Annotated in this window: 17 protein-coding genes and 2 tRNA genes; 8 read left to right on the top strand and 11 right to left on the bottom strand. The window is 63.9% G+C overall.

Annotated features, from left to right (window positions below):
* The first annotated feature begins 187 nt into the window (after positions 1-187).
* Complete coding sequence (gene tyrR, locus C7H85_RS00460; RefSeq protein ID WP_106728578.1) at positions 188-1744, top strand: transcriptional regulator TyrR; 1557 nt, start codon at positions 188-190, stop codon at positions 1742-1744.
* A gap of 217 nt (positions 1745-1961) precedes the next feature.
* On the opposite strand, the gene C7H85_RS00455 is transcribed toward tyrR, so the two are convergent.
* The 3 genes from C7H85_RS00455 to C7H85_RS00445 all read right to left on the bottom strand — a co-directional run bounded on the left by C7H85_RS00455 (position 1962) and on the right by C7H85_RS00445 (position 3633).
* Positions 1962-2333 (bottom strand): diacylglycerol kinase, encoded by a 372-nt coding sequence (locus tag C7H85_RS00455; RefSeq protein ID WP_281257563.1) that lies wholly within the window; start codon positions 2331-2333, stop codon positions 1962-1964.
* The gene (lpxH, locus tag C7H85_RS00450) at positions 2327-3064 is read right to left on the bottom strand and encodes a UDP-2,3-diacylglucosamine diphosphatase (RefSeq protein WP_106727762.1); all 738 of its coding nucleotides are present in this window, start codon (positions 3062-3064) and stop codon (positions 2327-2329) included. Before lpxH ends, C7H85_RS00455 begins: the two co-directional genes overlap by 7 nt.
* Before the next feature lie 71 nt (positions 3065-3135).
* The gene (locus C7H85_RS00445; protein WP_106727761.1) at positions 3136-3633 is read right to left on the bottom strand and encodes a peptidylprolyl isomerase; all 498 of its coding nucleotides are present in this window, start codon (positions 3631-3633) and stop codon (positions 3136-3138) included.
* Between the two features lie 146 nt (positions 3634-3779).
* Here C7H85_RS00445 and cysS point away from each other — a divergent pair, with 146 nt between their 5' ends.
* The 3 genes from cysS to C7H85_RS00430 all read left to right on the top strand — a co-directional run bounded on the left by cysS (position 3780) and on the right by C7H85_RS00430 (position 6260).
* Positions 3780-5159 (top strand): cysteine--tRNA ligase, encoded by a 1380-nt coding sequence (gene cysS / locus C7H85_RS00440; protein WP_106727760.1) that lies wholly within the window; start codon positions 3780-3782, stop codon positions 5157-5159.
* Between the two features lie 110 nt (positions 5160-5269).
* Positions 5270-5551, top strand: a complete 282-nt coding sequence (locus C7H85_RS00435) for a hypothetical protein (RefSeq protein ID WP_146140392.1) — start codon at positions 5270-5272, stop codon at positions 5549-5551.
* Positions 5552-5858: 307 nt separating this feature from the next.
* On the top strand, positions 5859-6260 hold the full coding sequence (locus tag C7H85_RS00430; RefSeq protein WP_106727758.1) for a hypothetical protein: 402 nt from the start codon (positions 5859-5861) through the stop codon (positions 6258-6260).
* A gap of 44 nt (positions 6261-6304) precedes the next feature.
* On the opposite strand, the gene C7H85_RS00425 is transcribed toward C7H85_RS00430, so the two are convergent.
* Positions 6305-7120 carry an ion transporter gene (locus tag C7H85_RS00425; RefSeq protein ID WP_106727757.1) on the bottom strand — a complete coding sequence of 272 codons (816 nt, stop codon included), beginning with the start codon at positions 7118-7120 and terminating at the stop codon, positions 6305-6307.
* A gap of 9 nt (positions 7121-7129) precedes the next feature.
* Entirely contained in the window at positions 7130-7987 is an 858-nt protein-coding gene (gene folD, locus C7H85_RS00420) for a bifunctional methylenetetrahydrofolate dehydrogenase/methenyltetrahydrofolate cyclohydrolase FolD (protein WP_106727756.1), read from the bottom strand.
* 184 nt (positions 7988-8171) lie between these two features.
* Between folD and C7H85_RS00415 the strand changes: the two genes are divergently transcribed.
* Together C7H85_RS00415 and C7H85_RS00410 are read left to right on the top strand one after the other, a co-directional pair.
* Positions 8172-8248: transfer RNA gene (locus tag C7H85_RS00415), tRNA-Arg, on the top strand.
* Between the two features lie 6 nt (positions 8249-8254).
* A tRNA-His gene (locus tag C7H85_RS00410) sits at positions 8255-8330 on the top strand.
* Between the two features lie 4 nt (positions 8331-8334).
* Here C7H85_RS00410 and C7H85_RS00405 read toward each other — a convergent pair.
* The 6 genes from C7H85_RS00405 to pspA are packed head-to-tail and all read right to left on the bottom strand — an operon-like array spanning position 8335 to position 12657.
* A complete protein-coding gene (locus tag C7H85_RS00405; protein WP_106727755.1) occupies positions 8335-8979 on the bottom strand; it encodes a tellurite resistance TerB family protein in 645 nt (214 codons plus the stop codon).
* A 10-nt stretch (positions 8980-8989) separates the two neighbouring features.
* The gene (locus C7H85_RS00400; RefSeq protein WP_106727754.1) at positions 8990-9988 is read right to left on the bottom strand and encodes a YcjF family protein; all 999 of its coding nucleotides are present in this window, start codon (positions 9986-9988) and stop codon (positions 8990-8992) included.
* Positions 9985-11388, bottom strand: coding sequence for a YcjX family GTP-binding protein (locus tag C7H85_RS00395; protein ID WP_106727753.1), 1404 nt, complete (start codon positions 11386-11388; stop codon positions 9985-9987). The genes C7H85_RS00400 and C7H85_RS00395 overlap by 4 nt, the downstream gene beginning before the upstream one ends.
* Positions 11385-11774, bottom strand: a complete 390-nt coding sequence (gene pspC, locus C7H85_RS00390; protein WP_106727752.1) for an envelope stress response membrane protein PspC — start codon at positions 11772-11774, stop codon at positions 11385-11387. The genes C7H85_RS00395 and pspC overlap by 4 nt, the downstream gene beginning before the upstream one ends.
* On the bottom strand, positions 11759-11992 hold the full coding sequence (pspB, locus tag C7H85_RS00385; protein WP_106727751.1) for an envelope stress response membrane protein PspB: 234 nt from the start codon (positions 11990-11992) through the stop codon (positions 11759-11761). Before pspB ends, pspC begins: the two co-directional genes overlap by 16 nt.
* Entirely contained in the window at positions 11992-12657 is a 666-nt protein-coding gene (gene pspA, locus C7H85_RS00380; RefSeq protein WP_106727750.1) for a phage shock protein PspA, read from the bottom strand. The genes pspB and pspA overlap by 1 nt, the downstream gene beginning before the upstream one ends.
* 213 nt (positions 12658-12870) lie before the next feature.
* On the opposite strand from pspA, the gene pspF reads away from it, so the two are divergent.
* Positions 12871-13869, top strand: a complete 999-nt coding sequence (pspF, locus tag C7H85_RS00375; RefSeq protein ID WP_106727749.1) for a phage shock protein operon transcriptional activator — start codon at positions 12871-12873, stop codon at positions 13867-13869.
* A gap of 2 nt (positions 13870-13871) precedes the next feature.
* Positions 13872-15473, top strand: a complete 1602-nt coding sequence (locus tag C7H85_RS00370) for an ABC transporter substrate-binding protein (protein ID WP_106727748.1) — start codon at positions 13872-13874, stop codon at positions 15471-15473.
* The last annotated feature ends 1 nt before the right edge of the window (position 15474 follow it).

The following is a 15474-nucleotide window of genomic DNA, read 5'->3' as shown; positions in this document are numbered from 1 at the left end:
TTCATTCAATGCCGCATTTTGCGGCAACGGGCCTTAGCATGTCTGACCCGGGCGGCCAGGTAAACTACTTGTTTTTAAAAAATCGTGCTTTATTGCCCCGGCCCGCCCCCATGCCGCGGCGGGGGCTCGAACCGGCACCGGCTGTAAGGTATTATTTACAGCTTGAGCGATTCTTCAGAGCCAAATGATGCGTTTAAAAGTAACCTGCCAGGACCGATTAGGACTCACACGGGAGCTGCTGGACATTCTGGTGGAACACCAGATCGATCTGCGCGGCATCGAGATCGATATCAGCGGCATCATCTACCTGAACTTCCCCACCCTGGATTTTACCGCCCTGCAGCACCTGATGCCGGCCATCCGCCGCATTCCCGGGGTCCACGACGTCAAGACTATCCCCTGCATGCCCTCGGAGCGGGAGCACAACGCCATCCTGGCCCTGCTCAAGGCGCTGCCCGACGCGGTGGTGGCGGTGGACACCAAAGGCCGCATCACCCTGGCCAACGACGCCGCCTGCGCCCTGCTGGCCGAAAGTCAGCGCGACCTGCTGCGCCAGCCCCTGGGGCCCCGCTTTCGGGGAGTTTATGTGAGCCGCTGGCTGGAGCAGGCCAGCCCGCAGCCCCTGAGCGAGAAGGTGGTGATCGACGGCGAACCCTACCTGGCCGATTTTCTGCCAATCTGGGTCACGGAAGAGTCCGGCGAGCAGAGCCTGGCCGGCGCCGTGGTGGTGTTCAAGTCCGCCTACCGGGTGGGCCAGCACTTCAAGGTGATGCGCGAGCGGGAAAGCCACTCCTTCGATGCCCTGCTCGCCCAGAGCCCGGCCATGACGACGCTGATCCACGAAGCCCGCCGCCTGGCCACCCTGGATGCCCCCCTGCTGATCCAGGGCGAAACCGGCACCGGCAAGGAATTGCTGGCCCGGGCCTGCCACCACGCCAGCCTGCGCGGCGAAGGGCCCTTCATCCTGCTCAACTGCGCCAGCATTCCCGACGACGCCGCCGAAAACGAGCTGTTCGGCTATGCCCCGGGCGCCTTCGGCCATAACACCCAGGGCAAGCGCGGCGTGCTGGAGCAGGCCAACGGCGGCACCCTGCTGCTGGACGAGATCGGCGAGATGTCGGCCCTGCTGCAGCTCAAGCTGCTGCGGGTGCTGCAGGACGGCGTATTCCGTCGCCTGGGCGACGAGCAGGAGGTGAAGGTGGACATCCGGGTTATCTGCACTACCCAGCAGGATCTGGCCACCCTGGTGCAAGGCGGCCAGTTCCGCCGGGATCTGTTCTACCGGCTCAACGTGCTCAACCTGCGGGTGCCGCCGCTGCGCGAGCGGCAGAAGGACATCCTTCCCCTGGCCCAGCATTTCTGTACCCGTTTCGCCGCCGAGCTGGAGCGGCCCCGCCCCCGCCTGTCCCGCGCCCTGGGCGACTACCTGCAGCACTACCCCTGGCCGGGCAACGTGCGTCAGCTCCGGCACAGCCTGTACCGGGCCATCAGCCTGCTGGAAGGGGACGAGCTGAGTCTGCCGGCCCTGTCGCTGCCCGAGCAGAACGGCCTGCAGGGGCTGGATACCCTGTGCGACGGCTCGCTGGAAGAGGCGGTGAAAGGCTTCGAGCGCCTGCTGCTGGAGCGGCTCTACCCGGAATATCCCTCTACCCGCCAATTGGCCAAGCGGCTCAATATCTCCCACACCGCCATCGCCAACAAGCTCAAGGATTACGGTATCGGCAAGCACAGTAGGCAGAAGTGACGGCAAGGCCCCGGCGTGGCGTGTTGCCTCCGCTGGGTCCGTTTCAACGGACCACTCCAACACTGGTGCCATGCTTTGGTCGAATAAATTCGATCCTTACAGGATGCACCGATCCTGCCATAGGGCCCTCTGTAGGGTCCGTTTCAACGGACCATTCCGCCAACAACGCCGGGGGTTGGTCGACTGGCGTCGACTCTACGGGTGGGTTGTCTGGCGCTCAGGCGAGGTAGTCGAGCAGCACCAGCCCCCAGGTCAGGACCGCCAGCAGCAGGGTCAGCAACACGGCGGCCGAGCCCATGTCCTTGGCCCGCCCCGCCAGTTCATGATGCTCGGGGCCGATGCGATCCACCACCGCCTCCACCGCCGAGTTGAGCAGCTCGACCACCAGCACCAGCAGCAGGCTGCCGATCAGCAGCAGCCTGGCCACCAGCCCTACCTCCCACCAGATGGCCAGGGGCAGCAATACCCCCGCCAGCCAGCATTCCTGGCGAAAGGCCGCCTCGTTATGGTAGGCGCTTTTGAGGCCCTGCAGCGAATAGCCGCCGGCGGAGATGATACGAGTCAGTCCTGTCTTGCCGGGTTTCATGATTGCTCCTCGAAAGCCCTGCTCTGCAACGCCATCCCTTGCGGGGTGACCGCCAGCACGCTGCCTTGAGTGTACCAGTCGCCGAGCACGATGCGCCGGGCCGGCCGGTCGCCGATGGTGAGATCATGGATGGCGGGCCTGTGAGTATGGCCGTGGATCAGCAAGTCCACCTCGTTCAACCGCAGTTGCCGCGCCACCTCGGCCGGGTTAACGTCCATCACCTGCATCACCTTGTCCTGCTTGGACTGGGCGCTCTTGCCGCGGATGCCGTCGGCGATATCGAGTCTGAACTTAAGCGGCAGGCGCAAAAACAGCCACTGCAGCCAGGCCCAGCGGGTAATGCGACGATAACGCTGGTAGCCGGCATCGTCGATGCACAGCGTGTCGCCGTGCATGATAAGCGCAGGCTTGCCGTAGAGATCGATGACCCGGTGTTCGGGCAACAGGGTCATGCCCGCTTCCCGGGCGAAGCGGCGGCCCACCATGAAATCCCGGTTGCCATGGATGAAATAAACGGGAGTGCCCTGCTCGCTGCAGGCGCGAAAGGCCGACGCCACTTGCCGGTTCAGCTCGCTCGGTTCGTCATCACCGATCGAGAATTCAAACAGATCGCCCAGCACATAGAGCGCCTCGGCATTCACCGCCTCTTCCTCCATAAAACGCAGGAAGGCGGCAGTGATGTCGGGACGCCCGGTGCTCAGGTGCAGATCGGCGATAAAGAGGGTACAGGGCATGAATGGTAATTCCTGGATACGAAGACAACAATGCCCGCCGGGGCGGGCATTGCTTCAAACAGCCGGGAGGCCTATTCGCCGACGGTCACGCCGGTGATCAGCACGTCGTCCACCGGGACATCCTGGTGCATATAGCCACGGGTGCCGGTGGCCACGCCCTTGATCTTGTTGACCACGTCCATGCCTTCCGCCACTTCACCGAACACGCAGTAGCCGAAACCCTGGCTGGTGGCGGACTTGAAGTTCAGGAAATCGTTGTCGTTGACGTTGATGAAGAACTGGGCGGTGGCGGAATGCGGCTCCATGGTACGGGCCATGGCGACGGTGCCCACCTTGTTGGAGAGGCCGTTGGCGGCTTCGTTTTTCACCGGCGCGCGGGTTTCCTTTTCTTCAAAACCCGGGCCGTAGCCGCCGCCCTGGATCATGAAACCGTCGATCACCCGGTGGAACAGGGTATTGTCGTAGTGGCCGTCGCGGCAGTATTGCAGGAAGTTGGCAACGGTGTCCGGGGCCTTGTCGGCGAACAGGTTGAGGGTAATGTCGCCGTAGGTAGTGTGCAGTGTGACCATAATTACGTATCCAGATAGTAGGTTCAGGAATCGATTTTAACGCAAGCCGCCGCGTTAGCGAACCCCTGCCGCCGCAAGGCTTGCACCGAATGCCCATTAAAGGTTCAATACGCACAGACCAACATTCACCACCAAGACCCGGAATCATGCTGAAAATCTACAATTCCCTGACCCGACAAAAAGAACAATTCACCCCCCTGGTGCCCGGCAAGGTCGGCATGTACGTCTGTGGTGTCACCATTTACGATCTCTGCCATATCGGCCACGGCCGCACCTTCGTCGCCTTCGACGTGGTCACCCGCTACCTGCGCTACCTGGGTTACGACCTGACCTTCGTGCGCAATATCACCGATATCGACGACAAAATCATCAAACGTGCCGCCGAAAACGGGGAACGCTGCGATGCCCTGACCGAACGCCTCACCGCCGAGATGTACAAGGATTTCGACGCCCTCCACATCGCCCGTCCCGATATCGAGCCCAAGGCCACCCAGCATATTCCCGAGATCATCGACATGGTGGAAAACCTGATTGCCGATGGCCACGCCTATGTGGCCGACAACGGCGACGTGCTGTTCGAGGTGAGCAGCTTCAAGGACTACGGCAGGCTTTCCGGCCAGAACCTGGAACAATTGCAGGCCGGTGCCCGGGTGGAAGTGGAGCAGGCCAAGCACAACCCGCTCGACTTCGTGCTGTGGAAACAGTCCAAGCCCGGCGAGCCGAGCTGGGAATCCCCCTGGGGCCCGGGCCGTCCGGGCTGGCACATCGAGTGCTCGGCCATGAACGGCAAGCATCTGGGCAAGCATTTCGACATCCACGGAGGCGGCTCGGATCTGCAGTTCCCCCACCACGAGAACGAAATCGCCCAGAGCTGCTGCGCCAACCACAGCCCCTACGTCAACACCTGGATGCATTCGGGCATGGTGATGGTGGATCAGGAAAAGATGTCCAAGTCGCTCGGCAACTTCTTCACCATCCGCGACGTACTGAAGCATTACGACGGCGAGACCATCCGCTACTTCCTGCTGTCCGGCCACTACCGAAGCCAGCTCAACTACTCGGACGACAACCTGAACAAGGCCCGGGCGGCGCTGGAGCGCTTCTATACCGCCCTGCGCGATCTGCCGCTGGTCGAGGCCCGGGGCGGCGAGGAATTCGTGGCCCGCTTCCGGGCGGCGATGGACGACGACTTCAACACTCCCGAGGCCTACTCGGTGCTGTTCGACCTGGCGCGGGAGATCAACCGGCAGAAGGGCCAGGACGACGAGGCCGCCGCCGGCCTCGCCGCCCGCCTGCGCGAACTGGCCGGGGTACTGGGCCTGCTCGGCCAGGATCCGGAAAACTTCCTGCGCGGTGACGCGGGCAGCCAGGATGAAGTGGCCGAAATCGAACGCTTGATCCAGGCCCGGCTCGATGCCCGCCAGGCCAGGGACTGGGCCGCCGCCGATGCCGCCCGGAACAAGCTGACCGAGATGGGCATCGTGCTGGAAGACGGCCCCGAGGGTACCCGCTGGCGCCGCAAATAACCCGGGCCGCCCGGCGGTTGAAAAAAAAATCATGGGCACCATAATGGTGCCCTGACTTTTTACCCTTCCCGCCCATAATCAACATGGCCGATGCCATTAAGGAGCCCGTGATGCCGAAAATAACCCCCCCCCTGTTGCTGGCACTGATCTTTACCCTGGGACTCAGTGGCTGTGAAGAAAAAGGTCCGGCCGCCGATATCGGCGACAATATTGAACAGGTCGTCGAAAACCAGCCAGAGCCGGCGCGAATGGAAAACAACGGGGTCCGCACCGAGCCCGATCCGGAAGCGCTCGAACAGCAAAAACAGGAATTCGAAAAGGCGGTGGAAGAGGCGTCCAAAGAGGCGGATGATCGCCTGAATGAAATCCTGGACAATACCCTCATCGAATAGTCGCCGGGTTTTCCCCATTGAGGCAGCCATGCATATCATCCAGCGCTGCCTTGTTATCGCCGTCACAGCCTCGTTTTACCGTGCAAATGACAGGGTTAGTCATATGAGTAGCCCTTTCCGGTGGCCGCGGGTGCGTCAACAGGCTTCGTCCAAAAACATTATCCCATGATCTATAAAGGAAAAAATTAGAGACACCGTCACTTTCCCGGCTTTTTCTCCCTGTCTTTTTCCCGACGGGTACGCTATTACTAATAGTGCAAATACTTAAGCGCGGCGCGCCGCGACCTTTGAGATCTAGGGAGCCTATATGAATACATCACTGCTTAAAGTTCTGCTGTTTACTTCCGTCACCGCTTTTGGTCTGGCTGCCTGTGACAATCAGGGCCCTGCCGAACAGGCCGGGGAAAACGTCGACGAAGCCATCGAAAATGTTCAGGAACAAGGCGAGCAGATGGCCGACGACGCCGCCGAGGCCGCGGGTGCCGAAGAGCAAGGCACGATGGAAGAGATGGGTGAAAGCATGGATCAGGCTGCCGAAGACGCCATGCAGAGCGCCGAAGAAATGGGCGAAAGCATGGATCAGGCCGCGCAGGACGCCATGGATGCCGCCAGCCAGCAGGCGGAGGAAATGGGCGACGCCATGGATGAGGCTGCCGCCGAGGCCGAGCGTAAAGTAAATGACATGATGGCCGAGGAAGAACAGCAATAATATTGCCATGCAAGCGAAACATTAAAGGGGCTGCGGCCCCTTTTTTATTCCTGCTGTTCCATTTCGCCACCGCAGTGCTTGCAGTATCTGGCGTCGCGATCATGACCGCCCTTGTCGCATTGCGGGCAATGGCGAACGTCGTATTCGCGGCGGATTTCCCGTCCCAGCTCGGCGGTAATAATACCGGTCGGCACCGCGATAATGGCATAGCCCATCAGCATGGTTACGGCAGCAATTCCCCGCCCCAGGGGCGTTTGCGGGGTAATATCGCCGAAGCCGACGGTGGTAATGGTGACGATGGCCCAGTAGATGCTGGTGGGAATGCTGGTAAAACCGTTGTCGGGCCCTTCCACCACATACAGCAGTGAACCAAACAGGGTGACCAGAATAAACAGGGTACTGAAAAAGACCAGTATCTTGCGCCGGCTCTGATTGAGCGAACGCAACAGCACGTTGGCCTCGTTGACGTAACGCATCAGCTTGAGGATGCGGAAGATCCGCAATACCCGCAGCAGGCGCACCATCATCAGGTAACTGGCACCGGGAATGAAAATCGCCAGGTAGGTGGGCAATACCGCCAGCAGATCGATGATGCCGTAGAAGCTTTTTATATAGGCGCCACGATTCTGGGCACAATAGACGCGCAGGCCGAATTCCAGGGTAAACAGCAGGGTAAAACACCATTCCAGGCCGTACAGCAGGGTGCCGAATCGTTCTCGCACCGCTCCCATGGAATCCAGGAACAACACGGCGATGGACAGCAGAATGGTGATGATAAGGGCGATGTCGAAGCGGCGGCCCGCCGGCGTTTCGGTACCGAAGATCACCGTATACAGCACATCCTTGTCGGGCCACTTCATCGGCGCACCTTACTGGTCGTGATAACGCTCGCAGGCGATCAGGGTGTTTTCAATCAGGGAGGCCACCGTCATGGGGCCGACCCCGCCGGGCACCGGGGTGATGTAGGCGGCGCGCTCGGCGGCCACCGCGTATTCCACGTCGCCCACCAGACGGCCGTCGTCCAGGCGGTTGATGCCCACGTCGATCACCACGGCGCCGGGCTTGATCCAGTCGCCGGGGATGAAGTTGGGCTTGCCCACCGCCACCACCAGCAGATCGGCCCCTTCCACCTTGCCCCTGAGATCCTCGGTGAAGCGGTGGCAGGTGGTGGTGGTGCAGCCGGCCAGCAGCAGTTCCAGGGTCATCGGCCGGCCGACGATGTTGGAGGCGCCCACCACCACGGCATTGAGGCCATGAGTCTTGATGTGGCTGCGTTCGATCAGGGTCATGATGCCTTTGGGGGTGCAGGGGCGCAGCGCCGGAATGCGCTGGGCCAGGCGGCCGACGTTGTAGGGGTGAAAACCGTCCACGTCCTTGTGCGGGTGGATGCGCTCGATCACCAGGGTGCTGTCGATATGGGCCGGCAGCGGCAGTTGCACCAGGATACCGTCGATGCTGGCGTCCCGGTTCAGCTCGTCGATGAGATCCAGCAATTGCTGCTCGGTGGTCTGCTGGGGCAAATCGTAGGATTTGGAGATGAAGCCCACTTCCTCACAGGCCCGGCGCTTGCTGCCGACGTACACTTGGGACGCGGGATTGGCGCCCACCAGGATCACCGCCAGGCCGGGCGCGCGCTGGCCCGCACTTTTCCGTTCGGCCACCCGGGCGGCCACCTGGCTGCGCACCGCTTGTGCAATCGCTTTTCCATCGATTATTTGAGCTGACATCTGCGTTGATTCTCACCTTGATAAACCTGCGCAGATTGTCGCATTTTTTCAGGGCTTTGATAAGCGAGCACCACCGGCTTTATCCGCCCGGACGGGCCGGATAAAGCCGTTGACCCCACAGGTGCAAATCGGTATGATGCCGCCCCGTTACGCAGTGGCCAGACCGCTGGGTAAATGTAAAAAAGCGCCCTTAGCTCAGCTGGATAGAGCATCCGCCTTCTAAGCGGATGGTCGCAGGTTCGAGTCCTGCAGGGCGCGCCATTCGTGGTGACCGTAGCTCAGTTGGTAGAGTCCCGGATTGTGATTCCGGTTGTCGCGGGTTCGAGCCCCGTCGGTCACCCCAGCTCTTATTCCCCTATCCCCTGCTCCGCCTGTTTTTCCAGATGAGCCACCAGCTCTGCGGGCAGATTGAGCCTGTGCGCCAGTGCCTGCAGATAGGCGCGTTCCGCCGCCTGATCCGGATCGATCACCAGCCGCGAGGCCAGATACAGCTCCGCCGCCTGCTCGGGCCCCCGGGCCGAAGCCACGATATCCGTCAGCGCCACTGGCGCCGACAGCATGTCGAACACCAGCGCCTTTTCATCCGCCGCCAGCCCCAGTTGTTCCACCTGTTCGAAGATCCGTTGCTGCTCGGCGCCATCCACGTGGCCGTCGGCCTTGGCCGCCCCTATCATGGCCCGCATCAGCGAGAGCTGGAAGGATTCGCCGTTGGCGGCGGGGGCGTCGGGCGAAAAGCGCGGATCCAGCCGTTGCAGATCGGCGCCGCTGGCGCCGTCGGCCTGGGCCGGCGACTTGCCCTGCTGCCAGTTCTGGTAGGCCTTCCAGGCCATGACCCCGGCGGCGGCCAACCCCGCATACTTGAGGGTGCCGCCCGCCATCTTGCGACCCTTCTTGCTGCCGAGCAGCAGGCCGAGGATGCCACCGGTGGCGGCGCCCTTGCCGAAGCCGGCGTTATTGCCCAGGAACTGGCCGATCAACTTTTCCGCATTCATGTTCGTCTCCTTACTCGCTTTTGGTCATCAGCCGGGCCACCTTGTCGATCAGGGCCCGGCGGATGCCTCCCAGTTGTTTCTTCTCGTCCCCCTGCCAGGGCACCGGGCGGCACAGATCCATGGTCTGCAATCCCAGGCGGGCGGTGAGCAGGCCCGCGCCGACGCCCTGCCCGGCCCGGGCCGACAGCCGCCCCGCCAGCTCCAGCCCGAGCAGATCCATGCCCATGTCGATGGCGGCCTCGGACACCCCCGCATAAAGCATGTTGTGCAGTACGCTGCGCAACAGCCGCAGCCGGCTCAGGGCCCCCAGCCGGATGCCGTAGCAGCCGGTGATGTCTTCGATCATGCGCAGGTTGCGCCACAGCACCAGCAGCATGTCCACCGCCGCCAGGGGGCTGGCCGCCACCATCACCGCCGCCTCGCCGGACCATTTCAGCACCCGGGCCCGGGCCTGCCGGTCCGGCACGCTCAGCACCTGCCGGCTGTACAGCGTCAACACCTCCGCGTCCTGCTCCTGCTCGTCCAGGCTGTGCAGCCAGCGTTGGTAGGCATCGGAACGGTCCAGCCCGCTCTGGTGCGCCAACTGCTCGCAGAAGGCGCGGGCCCGGCCGCTGCCCTGCTCCACCAGCAGCTGTTCGGCCCACGCCCGTTGCCGCGACACCCGCTCCAGCCGGCGCAGCAGCCTGAGCTCCCGCCACAGACTGCCCAGGGCAGCCAGCGCCAGCAGCCCCAGCGCCAGGCTCCAGGCCGCCCCGAGCAGCCGGCTGTCCTGCCAGGTCTGCCACAGGGTGATGGCCGAGTGCACGACCAGCAGCGCCAGCAACAGCGCGACCCCGCTCCACCACAGCCGGTGCCGCCGCCGGGGGCGCAGGCCGGCGGCCAGCCCGGGCTCCGGGGCGTCGTCCAGTTCGATGAAATCGTCCTCCGCCAGGGTCTGCTGCGCCCGCAGCGGCTCGGCGGCAGGCGCCGCCAGCGGTTTATCCAGGATCACCTTGCCCTTTAAACTCACGATACTTTGTCTCCCAACAAGAAGGCCAGCGCCTGATCCAGGCGCAGATGGGGCAGCGGCTGATCCTTGTGCCACTGCGGCGGGGCGAACTCGGTAAAATCGAAGCCCTGGCGCTGCCAGAACTCGGCATCGGGCAGGGATTCCGGCACCTCGCCCGGGTAGAGGGTGACCGGCTCAAAATCGTCCAGCCGCCGCCCCTGCAGGGCGGGAATGGTATCGCCCCGGTGGCTGACCTGGCCGCTGCTGGTGGCCTTGATGGAGGCCAGCGCCAGGGTGTGGATGTCGATGCCCGCCAGCCGCGCCTGGCGATGACCACCGCGCACCAGGGTGTTGAGCAGCCGGGCCAGGCGACCGTGCTGATCCGGGGTCAGGTGATCGGCCTTGGTGGCGGCGAACAGCAGCTTGTCGATGCGCGGGGCAAAGAGCCGCTGCCACCAGCCGCTCTTGCCGTATTCGAAGCTCTGCAGGATGGCGTTGAGCGCCCGGCTCAGCTCGGCAAAGCTGTCGGGCCCGCGGTTGAGCGCGGTCAGGCAGTCCACCAGCACGATCTGGCGATCGAAGCCGGCGAAGAAATCCCGGTAGAAGCCGGCAACCAGGTGCTTCTTGTAATGCTCGAAACGGGCTTCCATCATGCCGTAATGATGGCGGTCGTCGAGCCCGGCCGGCACCGTGCCCCACACCCAGGGCACGAACTGCAGCATGGGCGCGCCCTGGTATTCGCCGGGCAGCACGAAACGCCCGGGCTGCACCAGGTAGGCGCCGCGCTCGCGTTTGCTGTCCAGCAGCCAGCGGGTATAGGCCGCCGCCAGCGGCGCCAGCCGGGCGTCGTCGGCGGGGCTGTCCGGGGCGATGGCCGCTCCCGCCTGCAGCCAGGGCCCGGCCAGGGCGGCCAGCACCTCGTCCTGCAGCAGGCCGCGCTGTTGTTCGCTCCACTGGGCATAGCTCATCGCCAGCAGCGGCAGGTCCAGCAGCCATTCGCCCGGGTAGTCCACGATTTCCAGATAGAGGGTGGCGGTGTCGTTGAGCTTGCGCTTGAGCCGGTTCCCGGGCTGGTACTTGATGGCCAGGGTGATCTCGCTGATGCCCCGGGTCGGTTCGGGCCAGGCCGGCGGCCGGGCCGAGAGCTGATCGAGCGCCGCCTCGTAGCCGAAGGCGGGCACATGATGGTGCCGGCTCGGCACCCGTTTGATGCCCAGCAGCCGCCCCTGGGCCGCCGGCGGCCAATGGGGCAGCCGGGCATCGAGCCCGGCGTGTTCCAGCTGGCTGACCAGGCTGGTGATGAAGGCGGTCTTGCCGCTGCGGCTGAGGCCCGTTACCGCCAGCCGCAGCCGCTGATCCAGCCCCCGTTGTACCCAGGCGCCGGCCTTGTTGCGCCACTGCTCCAGTGCTGTCCTGCTCATTTATCCTCGCGCAAATCGTTGAACTCGCGGCGCAGACGGAACTCCCGGGAGGTCACCAGCTGTTCCATCTCCGCCACCCGGCCGTTCAGGCGGCGCAGCCGGCTTTCCAGCCGGTCCAGCGCCTCCCGGGGCGACAACCCAGACTGCCAGCCGGCGCTCTTGATGTGCGCCGGCTCGGCGTCCGGCGCCGGGGCCCGGTCGTCGAGCAGCAGCCAGGCGGCGATATAGAGCACCAGGGTCAGGAAGCTGGCGAACACCAGGCCGGTCAGCGCCAGGATGCGCACCAGCCAGGGCTCGACCCCGGCCTGGCGGGCGATGCCGGCACAGACGCCGCCGAGCTTGCCGTTACGCTTATCACGATAGAGGTTTATCAGGGTCGACGCCATCCGGGGACCTCCTGATCCAGCAGCCGCTCCAGGGTTTCCACCCGTTCGGCCAGTTGATCCGCCTGTTGCAGGGCCTGTTCCAGTCGCTGGCGGGCCGACTCGCCCAGCCCCTCGTCCAGCCGCCGCTTGCTGCGGTAATGCAGCACCAGCCAGACCGGGACCACCAGAAACAGGAAGATATTAAGGGGGGCCACCAGGGCCCAGGCCAGTTCCGACATCAGTTGCCCTCGCTCTTGTTCATCTTGGCCTTGAGGCTGGCCAGTTCACGGCTGATGGCGTCGTCCACCTCCAGCTCGGCAAAGGCCTGGTCCAGCCCCTTGCTCTGGGTATAGAGATCGGCCTTGGCTTCCAGTTCGTCGATCTTGCGCTCCATGCGGTCGAACTTGTCGATGGATGACTGGTTTTCACTGCGCCGCACCCGCTCCTGCACATTGATGCGGCTCTGGGCGCTGCGCTCGCGCAGTTGCATCGCCTGCTGGCGGGCGCGGGCGTCGACCAGCTTGGCCTCCAGGGCGGCGATGGCGTCGGTCAGCTTGTTCATGCCTTCTTCCACCGCACCGCGCTCGTGCTCCAGCGCCTTGAGCAGCTCGCTCTGCTTGCTCTTCTCCAACAGCGCCGCCCGCGCCAGATCCTCGCGCCCCTTGGACAGGGCCAGTTCGGCTTTCTCCTGCCACTCGGCAATCCGCTCCTGGTGCCGCTCGGTCTGGCGCAGCAGATCCTTCTTCTCGGCCAGGAAACGGGCCAGGTTGGAGCGCTCGCGCACCAGCTCGTCTTCCATCTCCTGGATGATCAGCCGGACCATCTTGGCCGGATCCTCGGCCTTATCCAGCAGTGAATTGAGGTTGGCATTAATGATATCCGCCATTCGTGAAAAAATGCTCATGACGCTGAACTCCTGTGACTGGGGATGATGAATGGCGCCCGTTGCGGACACCGCTCGCTTCATCTCTAGATAACAAGTTATATGCCAACCCGATAAAAATCATTAATTCATTGATAAAACAGTAAAAAATTAAAAACCCGCCCGACACGCCACTGGCCAAACCTGGTTAATCACACTACTATTTAGCAAATTTAGCCACTTCTTGCTTCAATCATGGACAATGAGCTGATCGGTCAGTCCAATCACCTGCTGACGGTGCTGGAGCAGGTCTCGGCGCTCGCGCCCCTCGACAAGCCGGTGCTGGTGGTGGGGGAAAGGGGCACCGGCAAGGAACTGTTCGCCCACCGCCTGCATTACCTCTCCCCCCGCTGGCAACAGCCCTTTATTTCCATCAATTGCGCCACCCTGGCCGAGACCCTGCTGGAGTCGGAATTGTTCGGCCACGAGGCCGGCGCCTTTACCGGCGCCCAGAAGCGTCACCTGGGGCGCTTCGAGCGGGCCGACGGCGGCACCCTGTTCCTCGACGAGCTGGCCACCACCAGCGCCCGGGTGCAGGAAAAACTGCTGCGGGCCATCGAATACGGCGAGTTCGAACGGGTCGGCGGCAGCCAGCCGGTGTCGGTCGATGTGCGCCTGATCTGCGCCACCAACCAGGATTTGCCGGCGCTGGTCGAAAAAGCGGAATTCCGCGCCGATTTGCTTGATAGACTGGCCTTCGATGTGGTTACATTGCCGCCCCTGCGGGCCAGGGAGACCGATATCCTGCTGCTGGCCGAGCACTTCGCCGTCAACCTGTGCATGGAGCTGGGCTGGCCGCTGTTCGCCGGCTTCAGTCCGGCGGTGCGCCGGCAACTGCTGAGCCACCCCTGGCCGGGCAATGTGCGCGAGCTGAAAAACGTGGTCGAGCGCAGCCTGTACCGGCAGGGGCAGTCGGAGGCGCCGCTGGCGGCCCTGTGCCTGGATCCCTTCGCCTCGCCCTGGCGGCCGACCAGCCCGGCCGCCTCGCCGGCCCGGGCCGGGCTGCCGCTCGATCTGAAGGCCCACCTGGCCGGGCAGGAAACGGAACTGCTGCGGGCCGCCCTGGTCCAGGCCCGTTATAATCAGCGCCAGGCCGCGGAGCTGCTGGGCTTGAGTTACCATCAGCTGCGCGGCCTGATACGAAAATATGCTTCCCTGTTACCCTTGGGGGACGGGGCGGAACACAAGGACTAAGCATGCGTTTATGGCTCTGCTACCTGCTGCCCGCGATGCTGCTCGCCGGCTGCGACAGCGGTACCCGGCAACTGGCCCGGGAAAGCCTGTTGTATTGTGTCGAGGGCGCGCCGCTGACCTTCAACCCGCAGCTGGTCACCTCCACCGTGACCCTGGATGCCACCGCCCATCAGCTCTATGACCGGCTGCTCGACCTCGATCCCAACAACCAGCAGCCCGTGCCCGCCCTGGCCATCAACTGGCAGCGCAGCGAAGACGGGCTGCGCTATCGCTTTACCCTGAGGCCCGGGGTCTCCTTTCATCACACCGACTGGTTCAGCCCCGGCCGGCCGCTGACCGCCGAAGACGTGGTGTTTACCTTCAAGCGGCTGACCGATCCGGATCACCCCTATCACCCGGTCAGCGGCGGCCGCTATCCGTTCTTCGACAGCATCGGCTGGGCGGAACTGATCCGCGAGGTGCGCGCCTTCGGCGACAACGAAGTGGAGTTCATCCTGTCCCGCCCCGACGCCTCCTTCCTGGCCAACCTGGCCACCGACTACGCGGTGATCCTGTCGGCGGAATACGGCCGGCAACTGCTCGACCAGGGCAGCCCGCAGTTGCTCGATCAGCAGCCGGTGGGCACCGGACCCTTCAAGCTCGCCCAGTACCGCACCGACGAATTCATCCGCTACCACCGCCACCCGGAATACTGGCGCGGCAGCGCCCGGCTCAACCAGCTGATCTTCGACATCACCCCCAAGTCGTCCAAGCGGCTGGCCAAGCTGCTCACCGGCGAGTGCGATGTCATGGCCTACCCCGGCGCCAGCCAGCTGTCGGTGATCACCCGGCACTCCGGGCTGGAGCTGGCCCAGGCCACCGGCATGAGCGTGTCGGTGCTGGCGCTCAATACCGAGAAGCCGCCGTTCAACGATATCCGGGTCCGCAAGGCCATCGGCCTGGCGCTGTCCCGGGAAGACATCCTGCACGCCGTCTACTTCGATATCGGCTCGCTGGCCGAATCCCTGCTGCCGCCGGTGTCCTGGGGCTATCATCCCAACCTGCTGGCGCCGCTGCCGGACATCGACCGGGCCCGCTGGCTGCTGGAGCAGGCTGGGGTGGCCGAGGGCTTCGCCATGACCCTGCTGGTGCCCGCCGGGGCCAGCACCTTCAACCCGGACGGGCTCAAGACCGGCCAGTTGATCCAGCGCCAGCTGAGCGAACTGGGCATCCGGGTGCGCCTGCTCAGCCTGGAAGAGCAGGTGCTGCGCCGGGATCTGAGAGAAGGCGGTCAGGACGCGGTGCTGACCGGCTGGTCCGCCGATACCCCGGATCCGGACCACCTGCTGCGCAACCTGCTCGGCTGCCAGGCCGTGGCCACCGGCACCAACACCAGCCGCTGGTGTCATCCGCTGTTCGAACGGCAGCTGGAACAGGCTCTGGCCGCGCCCAGCCTGGCCGAACGCATCCGGCACTACCACCTGGCCCAGGAGCTGGCGTACCAGGACCTGCCGCTGATCCCCCTGATCCACAGCCTCAAACTGCAGGCCTACCGCAGCCAGGTCAAGGGCCTGCGCCTGCCGCCCTTCGGCGGCGTGGCCTTCCACCAGGCTTACAAGGAGTAGT

It is taken from the genome of Zobellella endophytica (assembly GCF_003012775.1).
GTDB classification, from domain to species: domain Bacteria; phylum Pseudomonadota; class Gammaproteobacteria; order Enterobacterales; family Aeromonadaceae; genus Oceanimonas; species Oceanimonas endophytica.
The sequence above is the reverse complement of the archived record's forward strand: the minus strand, read 5'-3'. Positions and strand labels throughout refer to the sequence as shown.